Origin of the sequence: Kaustia mangrovi, assembly GCF_015482775.1 — a bacterium.
GTDB classification, from domain to species: Bacteria; Pseudomonadota; Alphaproteobacteria; order Rhizobiales; family Im1; genus Kaustia; species Kaustia mangrovi.
In genome coordinates, this window is sequence record NZ_CP058214.1 from 3,498,241 (window position 1) to 3,516,482 (window position 18,242).

Sequence of the window (18,242 nt, forward strand, 5' to 3'; positions counted from 1 at the left end):
GGCATGGCGCGGGATCCGCGATACGACATTCTCTTCGAGCCGGTCCGCATCGGGCCGAAAACGGCACGCAACCGGTTCTATCAGGTGCCGCACTGCAACGGCATGGGCTATCGCGACCCGGCGGCGCTCGCCGCCATGCGCGGCATCAAGGCGGAGGGCGGCTGGGCGGTGGTGTGCACCGAAGAGGTGGAGATCCACCACACCTCCGAGATCACGCCCTTCATCGAGCTGCGCCTGTGGGACGACCGCGACATTCCGGTGATGGAGCGTATGACCGGGGCCATCCAGGCGCACGGTGCGCTCGCCGGCATCGAGCTTTGCTATAACGGGCTGAGCGGGTCCAACCTGCACAGCCGGGAAATCCCCATGGGGCCGCAGGCCCTGCCGATCTCCACCTTCATGCCGGACCCGGTGCAGGGCCGGCGCATGGACCTCGAGGACATCCGAAACCTCCGGCGCTGGCACAGCTCGGCGGTGCGGCGCGCGGTCCGCGCGGGCTTTGACATCGTCTATGTCTATGCCGCCCATGGGCTGGGGTTGCCTCAGCAGTTCCTCTCGCGCCGGCTGAACGACCGCGGCGACGCGTATGGCGGCAGCCTGGAGAACCGGGCGCGCCTGCTGCGCGAACTGATCGAGGATACGAAGGAGGCGGTCGGCGACGACTGCGCGGTGGCGGTGCGCATCGCCGCCGACGAGTTGTGCGGCGAGGCGGGCCTTCACAAGGAGGAGGTCCACGAGGTCATCGCCATGATGGCCGAGCTTCCCGATCTCTGGGATCTTGCCCTGTCGGACTGGGACAACGACTCGGTCACCTCACGCTTTGGCGGGGAGGGCGAGCAGGAGCCCTTCGTGGCCGGCGTCAAGGCGCTGACCACCAGGCCGGTGGTCGGTGTCGGCCGCTTCACCTCGCCCGACACGATGGTTTCCATGATAAGGCGTGGCGTGCTCGACATGATCGGGGCCGCGCGCCCGTCCATCGCCGATCCCTTCCTGCCGAGGAAGATCGAGGAGGGGCGGCTTGAGGACATCCGCGAATGCATCGGCTGCAATATCTGCGTGGCGGGCGATTTCACCATGTCGCCGATCCGCTGCACGCAGAACCCGACCATGGGTGAGGAATGGCGGCGCGGCTGGCATCCGGAGATCCTGCGCGCGCGGGAGAGCGAGGCCCGCGTTCTCGTGGTCGGGGCGGGGCCGGCCGGGCTCGAATGCGCGCAGGCCCTCGGCAAGCGTGGCTATGAGGTGGCGCTCGCCGAGGCCGGCATGGAAGCCGGGGGCCGCGTTACCCGCGAGAGCCGCCTGCCGGGGCTCGCCGCCTGGGCGCGGGTGCGCGACTACCGGCTCCAGCAGCTCCATGGGCTGGCCAATGTGGAGCTCTATTTCGACAGCGCGCTCGGCGCCGGAGATATCCTCGACTTCGGCTTCGATCACGTGGCCGTTGCCACCGGCTGCCACTGGCGGCGCGACGGCGTGGCGCGCCATCACCGGACACCGATCCCGGTGGCGGACGGCACGGCCGTTCTCACGCCCGACGACCTGATGGCGGGCGGGCGCCCCGCCGGCAAGACCGTGCTCGTCTATGACGACGACCACTATTATATGGGCGGCGTTCTGGCGGAGCTCTTGGCGGACGAGGGCTTCGCGGTCACGCTCGCGACGCCCGCCGCGGAGGTCTCCGCCTGGACACGCACCACCATGGAGCAGCACCGCATCCAGGCACGCCTGATCGAGAAGGGCGTCACGATCCGGCCGCATACCGCCGTGACGGCGCTCGGACCGGAAGGCGTACGGACGGCCTGCGTGTTCACCGGGCGCGAGGGCGCCATCGGTTGCGATGCCGTCCTGCTCGTCACCGCCCGCCTGCCGGAGGAAGGGCTCGTTGAGGACCTCAAGGCGCGAGAGGAGGACTGGGCCGATGCCGGCATCGCCTCCGTGCGCGCCATCGGCGATGCCTTCGCGCCCGGCACCATCGCCGCCGCCGTCTATTCCGGCCGCAAATATGCCGAAACCCTCGACGGGCCGCCCGATACGGGCGACACGGTGCCGTTCCGCCGCGAGCTCACCGCGCTCGAAGACCCGGTTCGCGGGCTGACCGTCGATCCGGCCTGCACGCCCGTCAGGGGCTCAGGACGGCACCCGGATTCATCAGGCCGTCGGGATCGAGCATCGCCTTCACGCGGTGGAACAGGTCGAGCTCGACGGGCGAGGTGAGCCGTTCGAGCTCGGCGGTGAGCTTGCGTCCGATGCCGTGCTCGGCGCTGTAGCTGCCGCCGAGCGCCATGGCGATATCGTGGACCCGGCGCATGACATTGTTCTGCAGCGCCTTGCGGTCCATGACGTCCTGCCACCAGTCATGGTCGAACATGACGATGTAGTGGACGTTGCCGTCGCCCATATGGGCGACCACGACGGGTTCGGCGGACGGATAGTGCTCGGCCACCATCGCGTCCGCCTCCGCGATGAAGCGGGCGACCTGGGAGACCGGCACGGAAACGTCGTGGGTGAGCCCCACACCGCGCTTCTTGTTCGATTCGGAGACGGAATGGCGCACCTGCCAGATGTCGGCCGACTGGGTCTCGTTCTGGGCGATGAAGCCGTCGAGAACGGTGCCGGCCTCCATCGCCTCGGCGAGCGTCTCCTCGAGCCTCGCGGTGAGCGCGGCCTCCGGGTCGGGCGCGCCGAGCTCGATCATGACCGACCATGCCGGCGCCTCGCCGAAGGGGCAGTGCCGGCCGGGCACGAAGTCGAGCACGCTCTGGATCTCCGACCGCGACAGCAGCTCGAAGGCCTGGAGATTGGTGTCGAACACGTCCTGCAGCGCACCGAGCAGGGTGACGGCCTCCTCCGGGCCGGCCACCGACAGCCAGGCATCGGCCCGGGCGCGGAGCGCGGGGGCGAGCTTCAGCGCCGCGCCCGTGATGATGCCGAGCGTGCCTTCCGCGCCGATGAAGAGGTTCTTCAGGTCGTATCCGGTATTGTCCTTGCGCAGCGTCGACAGCCCGTTCCAGACCCGCCCGCCGGCAAGCACGACCTCCAGCCCCATGACGAGATCGCGCGTCGGTCCGTAACGCAACACGCCTGTGCCGCCGGCATTGGTGGAGATCAGCCCGCCGATCTGGGCGGTGCCTTCCGATCCCAGATGCAGAGGAAACTGCCGGCCGACCGTGGCCGCCGCCTCGTGGATCGCGCTCAGCACCACGCCGCCGTCGACGACAATGGCCGAGCTCGCCCGGTCGAGCGAGCGGATGGCGTTCATGCGCTTGAGCCCGAGCACGATGCCGTCGGCATCCGCCCCCGGTGTCGCGGCGACGCAAAGGCTCGTATTGCCGCCCTGCGGGAACACGGCGGTGCCGGTTTCCGCGCACAGGCGCACGACCTCGGCGACTTCCTCGGTCGTGCGCGGCAGGACGATGGCGCGCGCCCGGCCATGCTCGCGCCCGCGCCAGTCCTCCAGATAGGGGGCCATCTCGGCCGGCGAGGTCACGATACCGCGCTCGCCGACCAGTCCCGTGAGCCGGGATATGAAGTCGTCCGACATGTCGTGCCGTCTTGTCCCGGTCAGCCCGCCTTCGCCAGCGGGGCGGCCTCGAGGTCGTCCAGCATTGGCATGATGGCCTCCAGCTTGTCGACGGTCTCCGCGCTCGGCGGAAGCAGCGGCAGCCGGACCTCGCCGGCATCGAGGCCGGCCATCTTCATGGCGCGCTTGAGCGGTCCCGGATTGGCCTCGCCGAAAATGGCGGCGAACAGAGGCTCGAGCCGGTTCTGCATGGCGACGGCCTCGGTGAGATTGCCTGCCTTGGCGAGCTCGAAGATGTGCGTCCAGATGCGCGGATAGATATTGGAGGTGGCCAGAACGCCGCCCGTCGCGCCGAGGCTGAGATGGGTGGCGAACAAGGGCTCCTCGCCGCTCATCACCGCGACCTTGTCGCCGACGCGGTTCATGACCTTGATGAACTCGACGAGGTCGTAGTTGGAATACTTCATGCCGATGATCGAGCCATCCTCGACGATGGCCTGCAGCGTGTCCGCCTTGGCGGAGATGTTGGTGCGCGCGGGGATCTCGTAGAACACGATGGGCAGATCGACATCCGACCGGAAGGCCTGGAAGTAGCGGCGCACACCCTCCTGCGTGCCGAGCGCGTAGAAGGGGGTAAGCAGCATGACGGCATCGGCGCCCGCCGCCTTCATGTCGTCGCCGGCGAGCTTCGCCTCGCCATAGCCCGGCGAGAGCACGCCCGCGACCACGGGCACGCGGCCGGCGGCGGCCTCGACCGTCACCGCGACCATCTCCTTGCGCTCCGCCGGCGTCAGGGCGGTGTATTCGCCGGTGCCGCCGATCGGCACCAGCCCGGTCGCGCCGCCGGCCAGCAGATGGTCCACGAGCGTCTTCACGGCGGGCCGGTCGATCGTTCCGTCTGCGGTGAAGGGCGTCACCATGGCCGGGAAGACACCGGTGAGATCGGATGGGGAGAGAGGCATCGGATGAACCTTTCCAGTGGGTGGATCTTGGACGTGGAGACTATTGGACGAAGCCGAACAGGCGCGGCAGGGTGAGTGTGATCGCCGGCACATAGGTGACCAGCATCAGCACGCAGAACGCGCCGATGAGGAACGGCATGGTCTGCTTGACGATGTCGCCGAGCGGCACCCCGCTGACCGCCGATCCCAGATAGAGGCCGAGCCCGTAGGGCGGGGTGAGCAGGCCGATCATCACATTGACCGTCATGATGACACCGAAATGCACCGGATCGACGCCCATCGCCGCGAGGATCGGCGTGAACAGTGGCGCGAACAGCAGGAGCTGCACGCTGTCGCTGATCCACAGGCCGTTGAACAGGAAGAACAGGTTGAGGATCAGGAGTAGCATCCAGGGCTCGATATTCGAGCCCTCGATCAGCGCCGACAGTTCGTTGGGCACGCGCTCATTGGCAAGGATCCAGCTGATGATGGTGGCAAAACCCACGATCAGATAGACCGAGGCGGAGGTGCGCGCGGCGCGGTCGAGAATGTCCCACAGCTTCTTCAGTGTGAGGTTCCGGTAGGCGACGACGCCGATCACCATGGCGTAGGCGACCGCCACGGCGGCGGCTTCGGTGGCCGTGAACACGCCGGTGATGATGCCGCCAAGGATGATGACCGGCATGAACAGCGCCCAGAAGGCGTCGAGCGCGATCCGCGCCGCCAGGGCGAGCGTCAGCCCGGCGATGGGGTTGGCCTTGAAGCCCTGCATGCGCGCCATGAAGAAGATGAGGACCATCATCGACAGGCCGAGCAGGATGCCGGGGATCACCCCGCCGAGGAACAGGGCGGCCACCGAGGTGTTGGTGAGGCTGGAGAAGATGATGAGCGGAATGCTCGGCGGAATGATCGGTCCTTGGACGGCGGAGGTCACCGTGACGGCGGCGGAGAAGTCCGGCCGGTAGCCGTCCTTCTTCATCATCGAGATCTCGATGGGGCCGAGGGCGGAGATGTCGGCGAGCGCGGAGCCGGAGACGCCGCCGAACATCATCGAGCCGACGACGTTCACATAGGCGAGCCCGCCGCGGAACCGGCCGACAAGGAGGCGCGAGAAGTTCACAAGCCGGTCGGTCATGCCGATGGAGGTCATGATCTCGCCGGCGATCACGAAGAGCGGGATCGACAGCCAGATGAACACGTCCATGCCGGTGAAGAACTTGTGGGCATAGATCGGCACCATCGACCACATGCCGGGCTTGACCATGAAATAGACCAGCGAGGCGGTGCCGATGGCGAAGATGACCGGGCTGCCGAAGATGAGAAGGCCAAGCAGCGAGGCGAGAACGGTGAGAAGAGCTGAGTCCATGGGATTGGACCTATATGTCGGCGCGCAGGACTGAGGCTTCCTGCTGCACGCCTTCGGGCCTGAGGATGTCGCGCAGGGCGAGCACGGCCATGTGGAAGATCATCAGCGCACTGCCGACAGGCACGGCGAGATAGGGCCAGAACCACGAGACCTGGAGCGCGGTCGTCGTCCGGTTCCATGCGAACAGCGCCTGGTCGAGCCCCTCCCTGAAGAGCACGCAGAGAAGGCCCACCAGCATTACCCGGAAGATGGCGTTGCGATAGGCGATCACGCGTTTCGGCCAGAGCGCGTCGAAGAAGTCGACCGAGACGAGCTGCTCGTCCTTCACCAGCAGGCTGCCGGTGATCATGACGACCCAGATCATCAGATAGCGCGAGGCCTCCTCCGGCCAGGGCAGCGAGTACAGGAAGACGTATCTCAGCACGACCTGCACGAACAGCATCGCGGCGACCGCCAGCAGCATGATGCGCGATGCCACGCTCGTGACACGGGCCAGACCGTCGGCTGCTTTCAACAGGGCATCGAGCAGTTTCTGCATGGTGCGGGCTCCCGAGCTCCGAAGAGACGGTCAATGTCAGGGGCCGGCCCGCGCCCCTCACCCGCCCGTTGCCTTGCGCAATCGGAAGGGTGAGGGGGCTTGAGCCTGCTATCGGACCCCCGAAAGGCTTATTCGGACGAGGCCTTCGCCTCCTCGATCGCGGCGGTCAGCTTGTCCAGCCAGACCATGTCGATCTCGTCCTTGAGGGCCTCCTTCATGGGCTCACGGGTCGCCTCCACGAAGGTCTGGAACTCCTCCTCGGTCGGCGAGTAGATCTCCACGCCGGCCTCCGAGATCGTCTTCAGGTCCTGCGATTCCTTGGCCTTGATGATGCCGAGCATCGCGAAGGCGGCTTCCCGGGCCGCGTAGTCGAAGACCTTGCGGTCGGCGTCCGACAGGGACTCGTAGAAGTCCTCGTTGATGATGATCAGCGGCATGTTCAGGAGATGGTTGTCCAGCGTGTAGTACTTCTGGACCTCCTGGAGATTGGCCAGCAGCATGGTGTAGGGCGCGTTCTCCTGGCCGTCCACGACGCCGGTCTGCAGCGCGTTGTAGAGCTCCGCCCACGCGATCGGCGTGGCCGACGCGCCGAGCGCCTTGACCATCTCCAGATGGATCGGGATCGGCTGCACGCGGATCTTGAGCCCCTTCATGTCGTCGGCGGTCTTGATCGGGTGCTCGTTGTTGGTGAACGAGCGGAAGGCCGACGGCAGGTAGGCGAGGATGCGGATGCCGCTCTCCTCGGCCACGGCGTCGGAGAGCTCCTTGCCGAACGGCCCGTTCATGACCTTGCGCCCGATGGCGGTGGTCGGGAACATATAGGGCATCTCGAGCACCTGGATGCTCGGGAAGTAGCTGGACAGGTTGCCCGCGGAGATGCCGCCGGCCATCTGGATGATGCCGCGCGAGGTTTGCTCGGCGAGGGATTCGAGGCCGCCGAGCTGCTTGTTCGGGAACACCTGGACCTCGTAACGGCCATTCGTGCCGTTCTTCACTAGGTTGGAGAAGACTTCCGTATAGGCCCAGTACGGATTGTCCAGAAGGTCGCCTTCGCCTTCCGTGTGGCCGAACTTCACGATGGTCTGGGCGGACGCGATGCCGGCGGTACCGGCGACTGCCGTCATGGCGAACAGGGCGGCTGCCGCTGTCTTTGCAAGTGTCTTGAGAAGCGATGGCGAGTGCATCATAGCTTTTCTCCCTCCTCGATTTTCTCCCATATCACCGCCGGGCCGGCCGGTTTCGGCCTTGCGAGGCCTCAGCCGTCCGCCGATGACAACGATATCCCCTCGGTCAAATTCTCCTGGAAGTAGACGGAGAGCCGGTCGGCCAGCCCCTTGTGCATGGCGCGCGCGGCCTCCTCGGCGCCGTCGAGGTCGCGGTCCTCGATGGCGGCCACGAGCCGCGCATGGCGCTCCGTCAGCTCCGTCAGGTAGTCGGTGATCGAGATCGCGCCGATCGGCTGGTAGCCATACTGGATCCGCATCATGCGGATGCCCTGCAGGATCAGCGCCGAATAGGCCTCGATCAGATAGTGGTTGTGGCTGGACTCCGCGAGCGCGGTGTGGAAGGCCCATTCGCTGTTGGACAGCTCCACCTCCGCGACCGGAAAGCGCGTGGTGAGCGGTTCGATGGCCTCCACGAAGGCGGCCTGGGTCTCCTTGAGCTTGGCGAGATCGACCGTCGTGCGCCTGTGGGCGGCGCCGCGCGCCAGCGCCCGGCGGATGAGGTCGGTCGCCTCCATGTAGCGGGGATAGTTGGAGACGATGAACGGGCTGACCCGGATGCCGCGGCCGGGCAGGGCCTCCACGAGACGGTCGTTGGTGAGACGGATCAGCGCCTCGCGGATCGGCGTGCGCGAGACCGCGTAGCGTTCGGCCAGCGAACTCTCGTCGAGCTCCTGCTCGGGCCTGAGAACGAAGGCGATGACGTCGTTGCGTATGCGCTCGTAGACGCTCGGCTGCTTGCGCTTCTGCGTGGCGGTCCTGCGGCTCATGCGGGTGCCTCCTCGCCATCGGGGAAGACGAGGCCTGCGCGTTCGAACAGGCCCGCAAGCTGGGCGATCTGGTCGGGCTCGAAGGGGATGCCGCGCTGCAGGCGGTCCGCCTCCAGGGCATACTCCTTGTCGCCATGGACCAGGACGGGCAGGTCGGGATCGCGTCTGGGGGTGGCGCGCAGGCTCTCCATCATCGCGTCCATGTCGGCGAGGAAGTCCTCGCGCTCGCGGAACAGTCCGGGATCGATGGCCATGAAGCTGTGGCCCACATCCATCGTCTTGCGGGCGGGATCGCGAAGCGGGGCGAAGCTCGCGCCGGCAAGCGTCGCGGTGAGGATCTCCACCATCATCGCAAGGCCATAGCCCTTGTGGCCGCCGGTGGTCTCCTCCGCGCCGCCGACGGGCAGGAGCCGCCGGTCGGCGAGGGCCACAGTCGGGTCGGTCACCGGCTCGCCGCTGGCATCCGTCGCCCAGACCGGCGGGATGGGCCGGCCCGCGCGCTGGGCCACCAGCATCTTGCCGATGGCCGCCGTGCTGGTCGCGATATCGAGCAGGAAGGGGCGGTTGCGGGCCGCCGGGGCGCCGAAGGCGATGGGGTTCGTGCCGAACATCGCCTGGAGACCGCGCGTCGGCACGATGGAGGAGGTGCCGACATTGGTGAAGGACAGGCCGATCAGCCCGGCCTCGGCGATCTTGAGCGCGTAGATGCCGGCGGCGCCGTAATGATGCGAGTTGCGCACGGCGACGATTCCGACCCCCGTCTCCCGGGCCCGCGAGATCGCCTCGTCCACGGCCATGAGCGAAGGCAGATGTCCGAGGCCGCCATCGGCATCGATCACGGCGGAGACCGGGGTGGAGCGTTCCAGGCGGGGCTCGGGCCGGAGCGCGATGCGGCCATCGTTCCTGTAGGTCTCGTAGACCTTCAGCATGTTCACGCCGTGCGACTGGATGCCGAAGAGATCGGCCTGGACGAGAACCCCGGCCGCGGCCTCCGCACTGTCCGGCGACAGGCCCCACTGGCGAAGAAGGGCGCTCACGCGGCGCCCGAGCGCTTCCGCTGCGATCCAGCGCGTCTGGGCGGTTGCGTCACCGGGAGCTGTCACGTGCGGATACCTCTCGACCCTGCCTCGCCGGAGAGCGACGCCTGCCGCGCTCCAGTTTGTATGCAACGTGTATGCAATGCTAGAGGCTTATGGGGCGGCGATCAAGCGCCATCTGGTGCGATAGAAAAATCCGCGGAATTACTGGAGTTCCTGAGGATTCCCCTTGCCCGTCAGGCGCGCCCGATCGCCTTTCAGTCTAAATGCATACGAGAAGTATGCGCAACGGATATCCGCGATTCCGGCGTAATGGGCAGGAAAGGGACGGCATGGGGCTGAGGCGGACTGTCTGCGATGGCGCTCGCCGTCCACCCCTCCCGCGCGGCGGGACAGGGTGGAGCGTGAGCGGGCCGGCGCGCTAGAAGGCCGCACAGAGCCTCAGCGCATCGTAGATCGCCGCATGGATGTTGCGGCTCGCCACGGCATCGCCGATACGGTGCAGCTCGAAGGGCGCGTCGGGTTTCAGGGCGCGCGGCTGCGGGCTGAGCGCCAGCAGCGCGTCGATATCCGTCACGCCGTCATTGGCCGACTGGCCGCGCAGCGCGTGATAGAGCTCGTCCACGGGCGCCGTGCCGTGTTCCACGATCACCTGGTCGGCGACATGGGATACCGTCTCCAGCGTCGTCTCGTTGACGAAGGTCGCCCTCAGCCTGTTGCCCTCGCGCGCGACGCCGGCGAGGCGATGGTCGAAGGTCGCGGTGAGGCCGAGTTCGTAGAAGCGCCGCTTCCAGTTGAAGCGCTCCGAATAGGGAAGCTCCATGGCGAGATAGCCGTCGATGGAGACGAACCGCACGGTCTTGCCCTCCATCGCGGCGAGCTCGGCATTGAGCGGGGCGGGATGGCGACCGGTGCCGTCATAGACGATCACCTCGTCGCGCAGCGGCACGCTGCCGGTCAGCGCGTCCCAGGCGCTGGTACACAGCTCCGCGCCGGGCAGCCAGTCGAGGTCGGGAATGCCGCCGGTCGCGACGACCACCATGTCGGGCGTCTCGGCGAGCACGTCCTCCGGCTCGGCATAGCGGTTGAGACGGCAGTCGACGCCGAGGCGGTCGAGTTCGCCCGCGCGCCAGTCGACAAGGCCCGTCAGGTCACGCCGCCAGCTCCCGCGCGAGCCGATCAGGACCTGGCCGCCGAGCTCCGGCGCGGCCTCGAAGAGCACCACCTCGTGGCCGCGCCGGGCGGATACGCGCGCGGCCTCCAGCCCGGCCGGGCCGCCGCCGACGATCACCACCTTGCGGCCCGCCCGCGGCGAGCGCTCGATGACCTGCGGCAGGACGGTCTCGCGCCCCGTGGCAGCATTGTGCAGGCAGGAGGGGCGGTGCGGCGACTGGCAGTGCGTGGCGCCGATGCAGGGACGGATCTCCTCCTCGCGGCCCTCCGTCAGCTTGGAGACGAGATAAGGGTCGGCGATCTGGGCGCGGGTCATGCCGGCCATGTCGACGAGCCCCTCCGCGACGGCATAGCGGGCGGAGGCGACGTCGGAGAGGCGGGCGGCATGGAACACCGGCACGTCCAGCTCCCGTTTGAACGCGCCGACCGGCTTGACCCAGGGGGCGAGCGGCATGGCCATGCCCGGCATGTTGTCGACCGCGAGTCCGCGCTCGGTGTCCATCTTGCCGTAGACGGCATTGAAGAAGTCGATCCCGCATTCGGCATGGATGAATTTCGCGGCGGCGATGCAGTCGTCGAGACGCAGGCCCGCATCGTCGCCCTCGTCGACGATGTAGCGCATGCCGATCAGGAAGCCGTCGCCCACCCGGCGGCGCATCTCCCGATGCACCATGACAGCGAAGCGGCAGCGGTTCTCCATCGACCCGCCGAAGCGGTCGGTGCGGTGATTGGTGAGGGGAGATAGGAACTGGCCGATAATATGGCCGCCGGCGAGCGTCTCGATGCCGTCGAGGCCGCCCTCCTTGCAGCGCAGCGCGGCGTCGCCATAGGCCTTCACGACGCGCGCAATGTCGTGCTCGTCCATCTCCTTGGGAAAGGCGCGGTGCAGCGTCTCGCGCATCGGCGAGGGGGCGATCATGGGCAGCCAGTGATCGCCATAGGGGTCGCCGCGCCGGCCGAGATGGGTGATCTGGCACATCAGCGCCGCACCCTGGGCGTGGACGCGGCCTGAGAAGCTCTGGAGATACGGGATGACCTCGTCGACGCCGACATTGAGCTGGCGGAAGGTGTTGGGCGAATCGGGGGCGACGTTGGACGAGCCGCCGAACATGGTGAGTGCGAGCCCGCCGCGCGCCTTCTCCTCGTGATAGCGCTGATAGCGCTCCTTCGGCATGCCGCCTTCCTCCAGTCCGCAGGCATGGCTTGTGCTCATGATGCGGTTGCGGAGCGTCAGGTGCCCGATGGTCAGCGGCTGGAGCAGCGGGTCCCGTGTGGCTGTGGCCGTGGTGTTCTGGTCGTCCATTGAGATCGAGGTCCTCGGTGGTCTTTGTGCTGTTTCGGCGCCGGTGCGCCGCCGTTTGGGGGTGTTTCAGGCGGGGAGCGTGTGGGTGCGGCGAAGATACTCCAGATAATCGGCCACTTCCCGCGCGATGCGGTCGCGCGGCCAGCCCTTGACCTCGCCCATGACCTCCGCGGCGGTTTCGGCCTCCTCCCGGCCCATGGTCTCAGACCAGCCCTTTCCGGTCCGCCGGAACATGACGTCGACCAGGGTTTCGGCCTGCTCTTCCGCGACCGCGCGGTGAATGTCGGCGGCTGGCCGGGCGGCATAGGAGGGCTCCGCGGCGGGTCCGCTGGGGGCGAGTTTCGGCGCAAGCGCGTCGGCGGCGATCGTGCCGGCGGAGCGGTGGCTCATGATGGGGCCGGCGGTCATCGCGAAGACGTTCTCCATACCCGTGGGCGAGAGGTCGTGGAGGTCGCGCGACCGCGCGCCGAGCGGCTGGGCGGGATCGTAGGTCAGCGGGCGCACGCCGGCCCATGTGTAGAGCACGTCGGAGCGCGAGATCGTCAGCCCCGGCAGGAGGTGGTTCGCCTCGCCGATCAGGAAGTCGATCTCCTCCGGCGTGACGTGGATGTCGTCGCGGTCGCCCTCGTAGAGGGTCTCCGTGGGTCCGAAATAATGCAGGCCCCGCCAGGGGATGCAGTAGAACGGCTCGTTCAGCCGGTTGAGGGTGGCGATGCCGAAATCGCGGCATTCGGGCGGCAGCCGCACGACGATATGGCAGCCCTTCGTGCCCGTGATCAGCCTGGAGGCTCCGTCCGGCTCGGCGCGCCCGTTGACGTCGTCGATCCAGATGCCGGCCATGTTGAACACCGCACGCGCGCTGACGGAGACCGGCGGAGCGGCATCGTCGAGCGCGTCGGCGAGCTCCAGCCGCCAGCCGTCGCCCTTGCGCGCCATATGCGTCACGGGCGTGTAGTTGCGCACGGTCGCGCCCATCCGCTCGGCGTCCAGAACGGCATCCATCGCGATGCGCTCCGGCCAGTCGAACTGGTATTCGCGGAACATGGCGACGCTCCGCAGCCTGTCCGGTGCGCGCAGATGTTCGAGCAGGGGAGCCTTCAGCGCCTCGCGCGCGCCGAGCCGGCGATAGTCGAGCGGCACGGACCGGCCGCCGAGCCGGCCGAGAAGCGCGAAGGCCGCGTCGACCTGCCAGCCGGCATAGGGGCTGTCGTCATAGACGGGAAAGCAGAAGGAAAGCGGCCGGACGCGCTCCGGCGTCAGCTCGACGAAGCGGGCGCGCGAGATCATGGCGTCGCGGGCCATCCGGCAGGCCACGGCGAACCGGCCCGGATGGCGCACGAAGTCCCACAGGGAGCCGCCGGGGGCGAGATAGCGCAGCCCGCAATGGAGCAGCCGGCTCGACCGGCTGCTCGACCCGGAGGCGAAGTCCCCCTTGTCGACCAGCAGCACGCTGTAACCGCGGGCGCTGAGCGTCTGCGCGGTGTTGGCGCCGTTCACGCCTGCGCCAATGACGGCGGCGTCAAACGATTGTTCTGAAAGGCCTTTCAGCGCCGGGCGCATGGTAGGGCGGTCCTCCGTCCTGGCGAGGTCGCGGTGAGAAAGTTCAGTATACAATGACAATCCTAGCGGTGGAGAGATCTGTCAAGCGTGAAGCGTGTGAAAAAAATATCTTTGAATATCAGAGCTATAAAGATAGGCGTGCGACGTTGAATTCTTCGTCTTGACGATGGAGTGTGTGTCGATCAAGCTACGGTATACTGAATTAGGCCGCCCATGGATGGCGCGCCGACGGATTGCTGGCCGGGGGTGACGGTCACCGATGAGCCGAGAGGGAGGGCTTCACGAGATGAGTGGACCAGTTCAGCACAAGATCACGCGGCGCACGCTGCTTCAGGGCGCGGCAGCCGGCGGTGTTGCCTCCGCCGCCGGGTTGTGGCCGGGTCTCGCATGGTCGCAGAGCGCCTGCAAGGTCTTGCGCGCCGGCATTACCGGCTACAGCGTCATCAACACGCTCGACCCGATGAAGGCCTCGTTGATCCCGGAGTTCTACGTGCTCTGGGCGATATTCAATGGCCTTCTGAAGTTCAACGACAAGATGGAGATCGAGGGCGATCTCGCGGAGAGCTGGGAGGCCGTCTCGCCGACCGTGTGGCGCTTCAGGCTGCGCGAGGGCGTGACCTTCCACGACGGCAAGCCGATGACGTCGGAAGACGTCAAGTTCACCTTCGAGCGGCTCATGGCGCCGGATGCGGACTCGCCGCACAAGAGCAAGTTCGAGGCGGTCACCGAGGTGCGCGCGGTCGATCCGCTCACCGTGGAGATCGAGACAGCCAAGCCCTTCGCTCCGCTGCTCAGTTATCTCACCAATGCCCGCACCGGCAGCCAGATCGTGCCGAAGCACGTTCTCGACGGCGGCGACGAGGCGGCCTTCGCCCAGAAGCCCATCGGCACCGGCGCCTATGCGTTTGAGGCCTACAAGCCGAATGTCGAGGTCAAGCTCAAGGCGCATGAGGGCTATTTCGTCGAGGGCCAACCCGCCATTCCCGCCGTGGACATGCCGCTCATCCCCGAGGAATCGAGCGGTGTGACGGCACTGCTTGGCGGCACCATCGACCTGACCAGCACCGCGCCCTTCGCCGACGTGCCCGAGCTCGTGGACGATCCGGAGGTGACGGTCGCGAAGTCGGCGGGGCTCAATACCCGTTTCATCGCGCTCAACCACAAGGCCGCACCGTTCGACGACGTGCATTTCCGCCGCGCCGTCTCCATGGCCTTCGACCGGGCGACCATGGTCCAGATCGTGCTGTTCGGCGAGGGCGAGCCGGCCAACGGCATCATCCCGGCGGCCTTGTCCTGGGCCCATACGTCCAAGCCGCGCGAGATCTGCAGCTTCAATCCGGACAAGGCGAAGGCCGAGCTGGAGAAGTCCAAATACGGCGCCGGTACCGAGGCGGTCGTGCTCACCTGGGGGTCCGGGTGGTGGAAGCGCTTCGCGGAGGTGTTCGTCGCCCAGGTCAACGAGACGCTCGGCGTGAATTTCCGCGTCGAGGTGTCGGAGGCCAACACGGTCTACAGCCGGCTGAAGGCGTCCGACTACCAGGCGAGCATCTGGGGCTGGCTCGGGCTCATCGACCCGGACGAGTACATGTACGACATCATGCACACCGAAGGCTGGCGCAACTTCCAGGGCTATTCCAACTCCGAGCTCGACGCGCTGATCGTCAAGGCGCGCGAGGAGATCGACCAGGCCAAGCGCGGCGCGCTCTACAGGGAGGCGGAATCGCTGATGCTGGAGGACGCGCCCGTGCTGTGCTGCTTCGAGAGCAACGTGCACAACCTCATGAAGCCCGCCGTGAAGGGCTTCGTGCAGCTTCCCTATTCGGCCTATGGCGGGCAGTTGGCCGCCGTAACGGGCTGTTGAGGAAAGCCACCGGCTCCGCCCCCTCGCCCCGGCTCCGGCCGCACCGCCGCCCTGCCTCCCTGGGGACGGCAGGTCCGCCGCACTGGCGGCGGGCGGGCGAGGGGGACGGACCGATCAACCTCGCGACGCGCAAGACATGAAGACAGTCCAGTTCATTCTCGGCCGGTTCCTCGGGGCCGTGGCGACGATGTTCATCGGCGCGCTTGCCGTGTTCCTCGTCATGCAAGCCGCACCGGGCGATCCGGCGCTTGCCGCGCTCGGGGAATCGGCAACGCCGGAAGCCGTCGCCGCCTTCCGCGCCGAGCGCAATCTCGACGCGCCGCTTACCGAGCAGTTCGCCTCATGGCTCCAGGGCGTGGCTCAGGGCGATTTCGGCAAGTCGCTGACCATCGCCGGCGGCATCCCGATCTCCGAGCTCGTCGTCACGCGCCTTCCGAACACGCTCTTTGTCGGCCTCTACGCCATCGTGTTCGCGGTCGCGGTCTCGCTCTTCATGGGCTCGCTCGCCGCCATAAAGCGCGGCAGGATGAGCGATACGGTGGCGACCTCGATCTCGGCGCTCGGCGTGTCCATGCCGGATTTCTGGCTCGGCTATGTGCTGATCCTGGTCTTCGCGCTGACACTCGGCTGGCTGCCGTCCTACGGCTTCACGAGCCCGTTCGAATCCCTGTCCGGGGCCTTCGTCACGGGGCTCCTGCCGGCGCTCGCCATTGCCGCGCCCATGGCCGCGGTCTTCGCGCGCACGCTCAGGACTTCGCTTCTGGAGAATTCGGGCCGCGACTACGTGACCGTCGCCCGCTCCTTCGGCTTCTCCAGGCCCTTCGTCTTCGAGCACTATGTGTTCCGCAACTCGATCATTCCCTACATCGTGATCGTCGGCTTGCAGATCCGCTACCTGCTCGGCGGCGTGGTCGTGGTGGAGCGCGTCTTCGGCGTGCCGGGCGTCGGCTCGCTCATGGTGGATGCCGCCTTCGCGCGCGACTATCCGGTCGTGCAGGCCTGCACCATCGTGTTCCTGACCATCGTCCTCTCGGTCAACTTCACCGTCGATATCATCTGTGCCGCCCTCGACCCGAAGAGGACGCGATGATGGCCGGTGCCGGGCAGACAGGGGAGATGGCCCATGTGGCGTGACTTCAGGGCGAGCTGGACGGCCATGACCGGCCTCGGCGTCACGGTCTTCGTCCTTCTCTGCGTGATCGTGGTGGCGAGCCTCATGCCCTACTCGCCGACCAAGATGTCGTTCACCGGCGTGCTCCAGCCGCCCTCGCTCGCGCATCTCTTCGGCACGGATTCCTTCGGCCGCGACGTCTTCACGCGCGTGCTCTACGGGGCACGGGTCTCGCTCGTCATCTCCGGCGCGGGGATCGCGCTCGCCCTCCTCATCGGCACGACGGTGGGAATGACGGCGGCCTATCTCGGGCGGCTCTACGACCTGCTCGTCATGCGCTTCATGGACCTCCTGTTCTCCTTCCCCTCCTTCGTGCTCGCCCTGTTCCTCATGGTCATACTGGGCTTCGGGGTGGTGAATGTGAGCATCGCCATCGCGCTCGTCTACATCCCGATATTCGCCCGCCTCGCGCACAACATGACGCTCGCCGTGCGCGAGGAACCCTATGTGCAGGCCGCCCGGCTCATGGGCCAGCACCCCTTGAGGCTGCTCGCCCGCGAGATCCTGCCCAATATCGCCGCGCCGCTCATGGTCCAGGCGAGTATCGGCGTGGCGTTCGGCATCGTCATCGAGGCGGGCCTGAGCTTCATCGGGCTGGGCGTGCAGCCGCCGACGCCGTCGCTCGGCGTCATCATGGCCGACGGGCAGGAATATTTCCGCCGCGCGCCATGGGTACTCACAATGTCGGGCCTGGCGGTCTGCTTCGCCCTGCTCGGCCTCAACCTTCTGGGAGACGGGCTGCGCGACCTCGTCGATCCCCGCTTGCGCAAGAGGGCGGAATGACGGCGACCAACCTTCTGGAGGTGCGCAACCTCACCACGGGCTTCCGGCTCCGGGACAACGAGATCCGGGTGGTGGAAGGCGTCGATTTCGACGTGAAGCGCGGCGAGGTGCTGGGCATCATCGGGGAATCGGGCTCCGGCAAGACCGTGTCGTGCATGTCGATCCTGCGCCTGCTGCCCGAGCACACCGCGATCGATGCCGATCGCATCCGGTTCGACGGCGAGGAGATCGCCGGCTGGCCGGAGAGCGAGTTCGCAGCGCTCCGGGGCCGGCGCATGGCGATGATCTTCCAGGACCCGGTCGGTTCGTTCAATCCGGTGAAGACCATCGGCTGGCATTTCAGGCATGCGAGCCGGCGCGTCGCCGACAGCCGGCCGGAGCTCTTCGCCGACCGCGACGCCTGGCGGCGCGAGGCGGTCGCCGTGCTCGGCCGTGTCGGCATTCCCCACGGGGCCCAGATCCTCAAGAGCTATCCCCACCAGCTCTCCGGCGGCATGCTGCAGCGTGCGCTCATCGCGCTCATCCTGCAGCTCAGGCCGTCCCTCGTCGTGGCCGACGAGCCGACCACCAATCTCGACAATATCGTCGAGCACCAGATCATCGAGCTGTTCCAGAGGCTGAAGGAGGAGACGGGAGCCTCCTTCCTGTTCATCACCCACGACATGTCGGTCGCCGCCAAGCTCTGCGACCGGATCGCGGTGATGTATGCGGGCCAGATCGTGGAGATCGGCCCGGCGAAGGATTTGCTCGCCGACCCGAAACATCCATACTCGCAAGGCCTCGTGCGCACGGCGACGGAGCTGGTCGAGCGGGTCGACCGGTTGAGGGAGATCCCCGGCGAGTTGCCGAACTGGCGGTCCATGCCGGCGGGCTGCCGCTTCGAGCCGCGCTGCCCCCATGCGCGCGAGGGCTGCACGGCCGCCCAGCCCATGCGGTTCCCCGGGCCGGGCCGCGAGGTGCGCTGCCTGCTCTATGACGGGTGAAACGGCCGTGAACACG

At 67.3% G+C, this 18,242-nt stretch carries 14 protein-coding genes; 5 read left to right on the plus strand and 9 right to left on the minus strand.

Annotation, left to right across the window (positions count from 1 at the left end; all coding sequences use genetic code 11):
* The first annotated feature begins 3 nt into the window (after positions 1-3).
* Positions 4-2,211 carry an oxidoreductase gene (locus HW532_RS16430; protein WP_213161498.1) on the plus strand — a complete coding sequence of 736 codons (2,208 nt, stop codon included), beginning with the start codon at positions 4-6 and terminating at the stop codon, positions 2,209-2,211.
* On the opposite strand, the gene HW532_RS16435 is transcribed toward HW532_RS16430, so the two are convergent.
* The 9 genes from HW532_RS16435 to HW532_RS16475 all read right to left on the minus strand — a co-directional run bounded on the left by HW532_RS16435 (position 2,117) and on the right by HW532_RS16475 (position 13,365).
* Positions 2,117-3,538 carry an FAD-binding oxidoreductase gene (locus HW532_RS16435; protein ID WP_213161499.1) on the minus strand — a complete coding sequence of 474 codons (1,422 nt, stop codon included), beginning with the start codon at positions 3,536-3,538 and terminating at the stop codon, positions 2,117-2,119. The genes HW532_RS16430 and HW532_RS16435 overlap by 95 nt on opposite strands.
* A gap of 20 nt (positions 3,539-3,558) precedes the next feature.
* Positions 3,559-4,479 carry a 4-hydroxy-tetrahydrodipicolinate synthase gene (dapA, locus tag HW532_RS16440; RefSeq protein WP_213161500.1) on the minus strand — a complete coding sequence of 307 codons (921 nt, stop codon included), beginning with the start codon at positions 4,477-4,479 and terminating at the stop codon, positions 3,559-3,561.
* 40 nt (positions 4,480-4,519) lie between these two features.
* Positions 4,520-5,824 (minus strand): TRAP transporter large permease, encoded by a 1,305-nt coding sequence (locus tag HW532_RS16445; protein WP_213161501.1) that lies wholly within the window; start codon positions 5,822-5,824, stop codon positions 4,520-4,522.
* A gap of 10 nt (positions 5,825-5,834) precedes the next feature.
* Positions 5,835-6,362: a TRAP transporter small permease gene (locus tag HW532_RS16450; protein WP_213161502.1), complete on the minus strand. Its 528-nt coding sequence runs from the start codon at positions 6,360-6,362 to the stop codon at positions 5,835-5,837.
* A gap of 128 nt (positions 6,363-6,490) precedes the next feature.
* The gene (locus tag HW532_RS16455) at positions 6,491-7,549 is read right to left on the minus strand and encodes a TRAP transporter substrate-binding protein (protein WP_213161503.1); all 1,059 of its coding nucleotides are present in this window, start codon (positions 7,547-7,549) and stop codon (positions 6,491-6,493) included.
* Between the two features lie 68 nt (positions 7,550-7,617).
* The gene (locus HW532_RS16460; RefSeq protein WP_213161504.1) at positions 7,618-8,355 is read right to left on the minus strand and encodes a GntR family transcriptional regulator; all 738 of its coding nucleotides are present in this window, start codon (positions 8,353-8,355) and stop codon (positions 7,618-7,620) included.
* Complete coding sequence (locus tag HW532_RS16465; RefSeq protein WP_213161505.1) at positions 8,352-9,458, minus strand: Ldh family oxidoreductase; 1,107 nt, start codon at positions 9,456-9,458, stop codon at positions 8,352-8,354. Before HW532_RS16465 ends, HW532_RS16460 begins: the two co-directional genes overlap by 4 nt.
* Positions 9,459-9,813: 355 nt before the next feature.
* Positions 9,814-11,868 carry an NADH:flavin oxidoreductase gene (locus HW532_RS16470; protein ID WP_213161506.1) on the minus strand — a complete coding sequence of 685 codons (2,055 nt, stop codon included), beginning with the start codon at positions 11,866-11,868 and terminating at the stop codon, positions 9,814-9,816.
* A 66-nt stretch (positions 11,869-11,934) separates the two neighbouring features.
* On the minus strand, positions 11,935-13,365 hold the full coding sequence (locus tag HW532_RS16475) for an FAD-dependent oxidoreductase (protein ID WP_213161507.1): 1,431 nt from the start codon (positions 13,363-13,365) through the stop codon (positions 11,935-11,937).
* Between the two features lie 349 nt (positions 13,366-13,714).
* Here HW532_RS16475 and HW532_RS16480 point away from each other — a divergent pair, with 349 nt between their 5' ends.
* The 4 genes from HW532_RS16480 (at position 13,715) to HW532_RS16495 (ending at position 18,226) form a co-directional block, all read left to right on the plus strand.
* Entirely contained in the window at positions 13,715-15,289 is a 1,575-nt protein-coding gene (locus HW532_RS16480; protein WP_213161508.1) for an ABC transporter substrate-binding protein, read from the plus strand.
* Between the two features lie 136 nt (positions 15,290-15,425).
* On the plus strand, positions 15,426-16,379 hold the full coding sequence (locus HW532_RS16485; RefSeq protein ID WP_213161509.1) for an ABC transporter permease: 954 nt from the start codon (positions 15,426-15,428) through the stop codon (positions 16,377-16,379).
* 33 nt (positions 16,380-16,412) lie between these two features.
* The gene (locus tag HW532_RS16490; protein WP_213161510.1) at positions 16,413-17,243 is read left to right on the plus strand and encodes an ABC transporter permease; all 831 of its coding nucleotides are present in this window, start codon (positions 16,413-16,415) and stop codon (positions 17,241-17,243) included.
* Positions 17,240-18,226, plus strand: coding sequence for an ABC transporter ATP-binding protein (locus tag HW532_RS16495; RefSeq protein ID WP_213161511.1), 987 nt, complete (start codon positions 17,240-17,242; stop codon positions 18,224-18,226). The genes HW532_RS16490 and HW532_RS16495 overlap by 4 nt, the downstream gene beginning before the upstream one ends.
* Positions 18,227-18,242 lie beyond the last annotated feature (16 nt).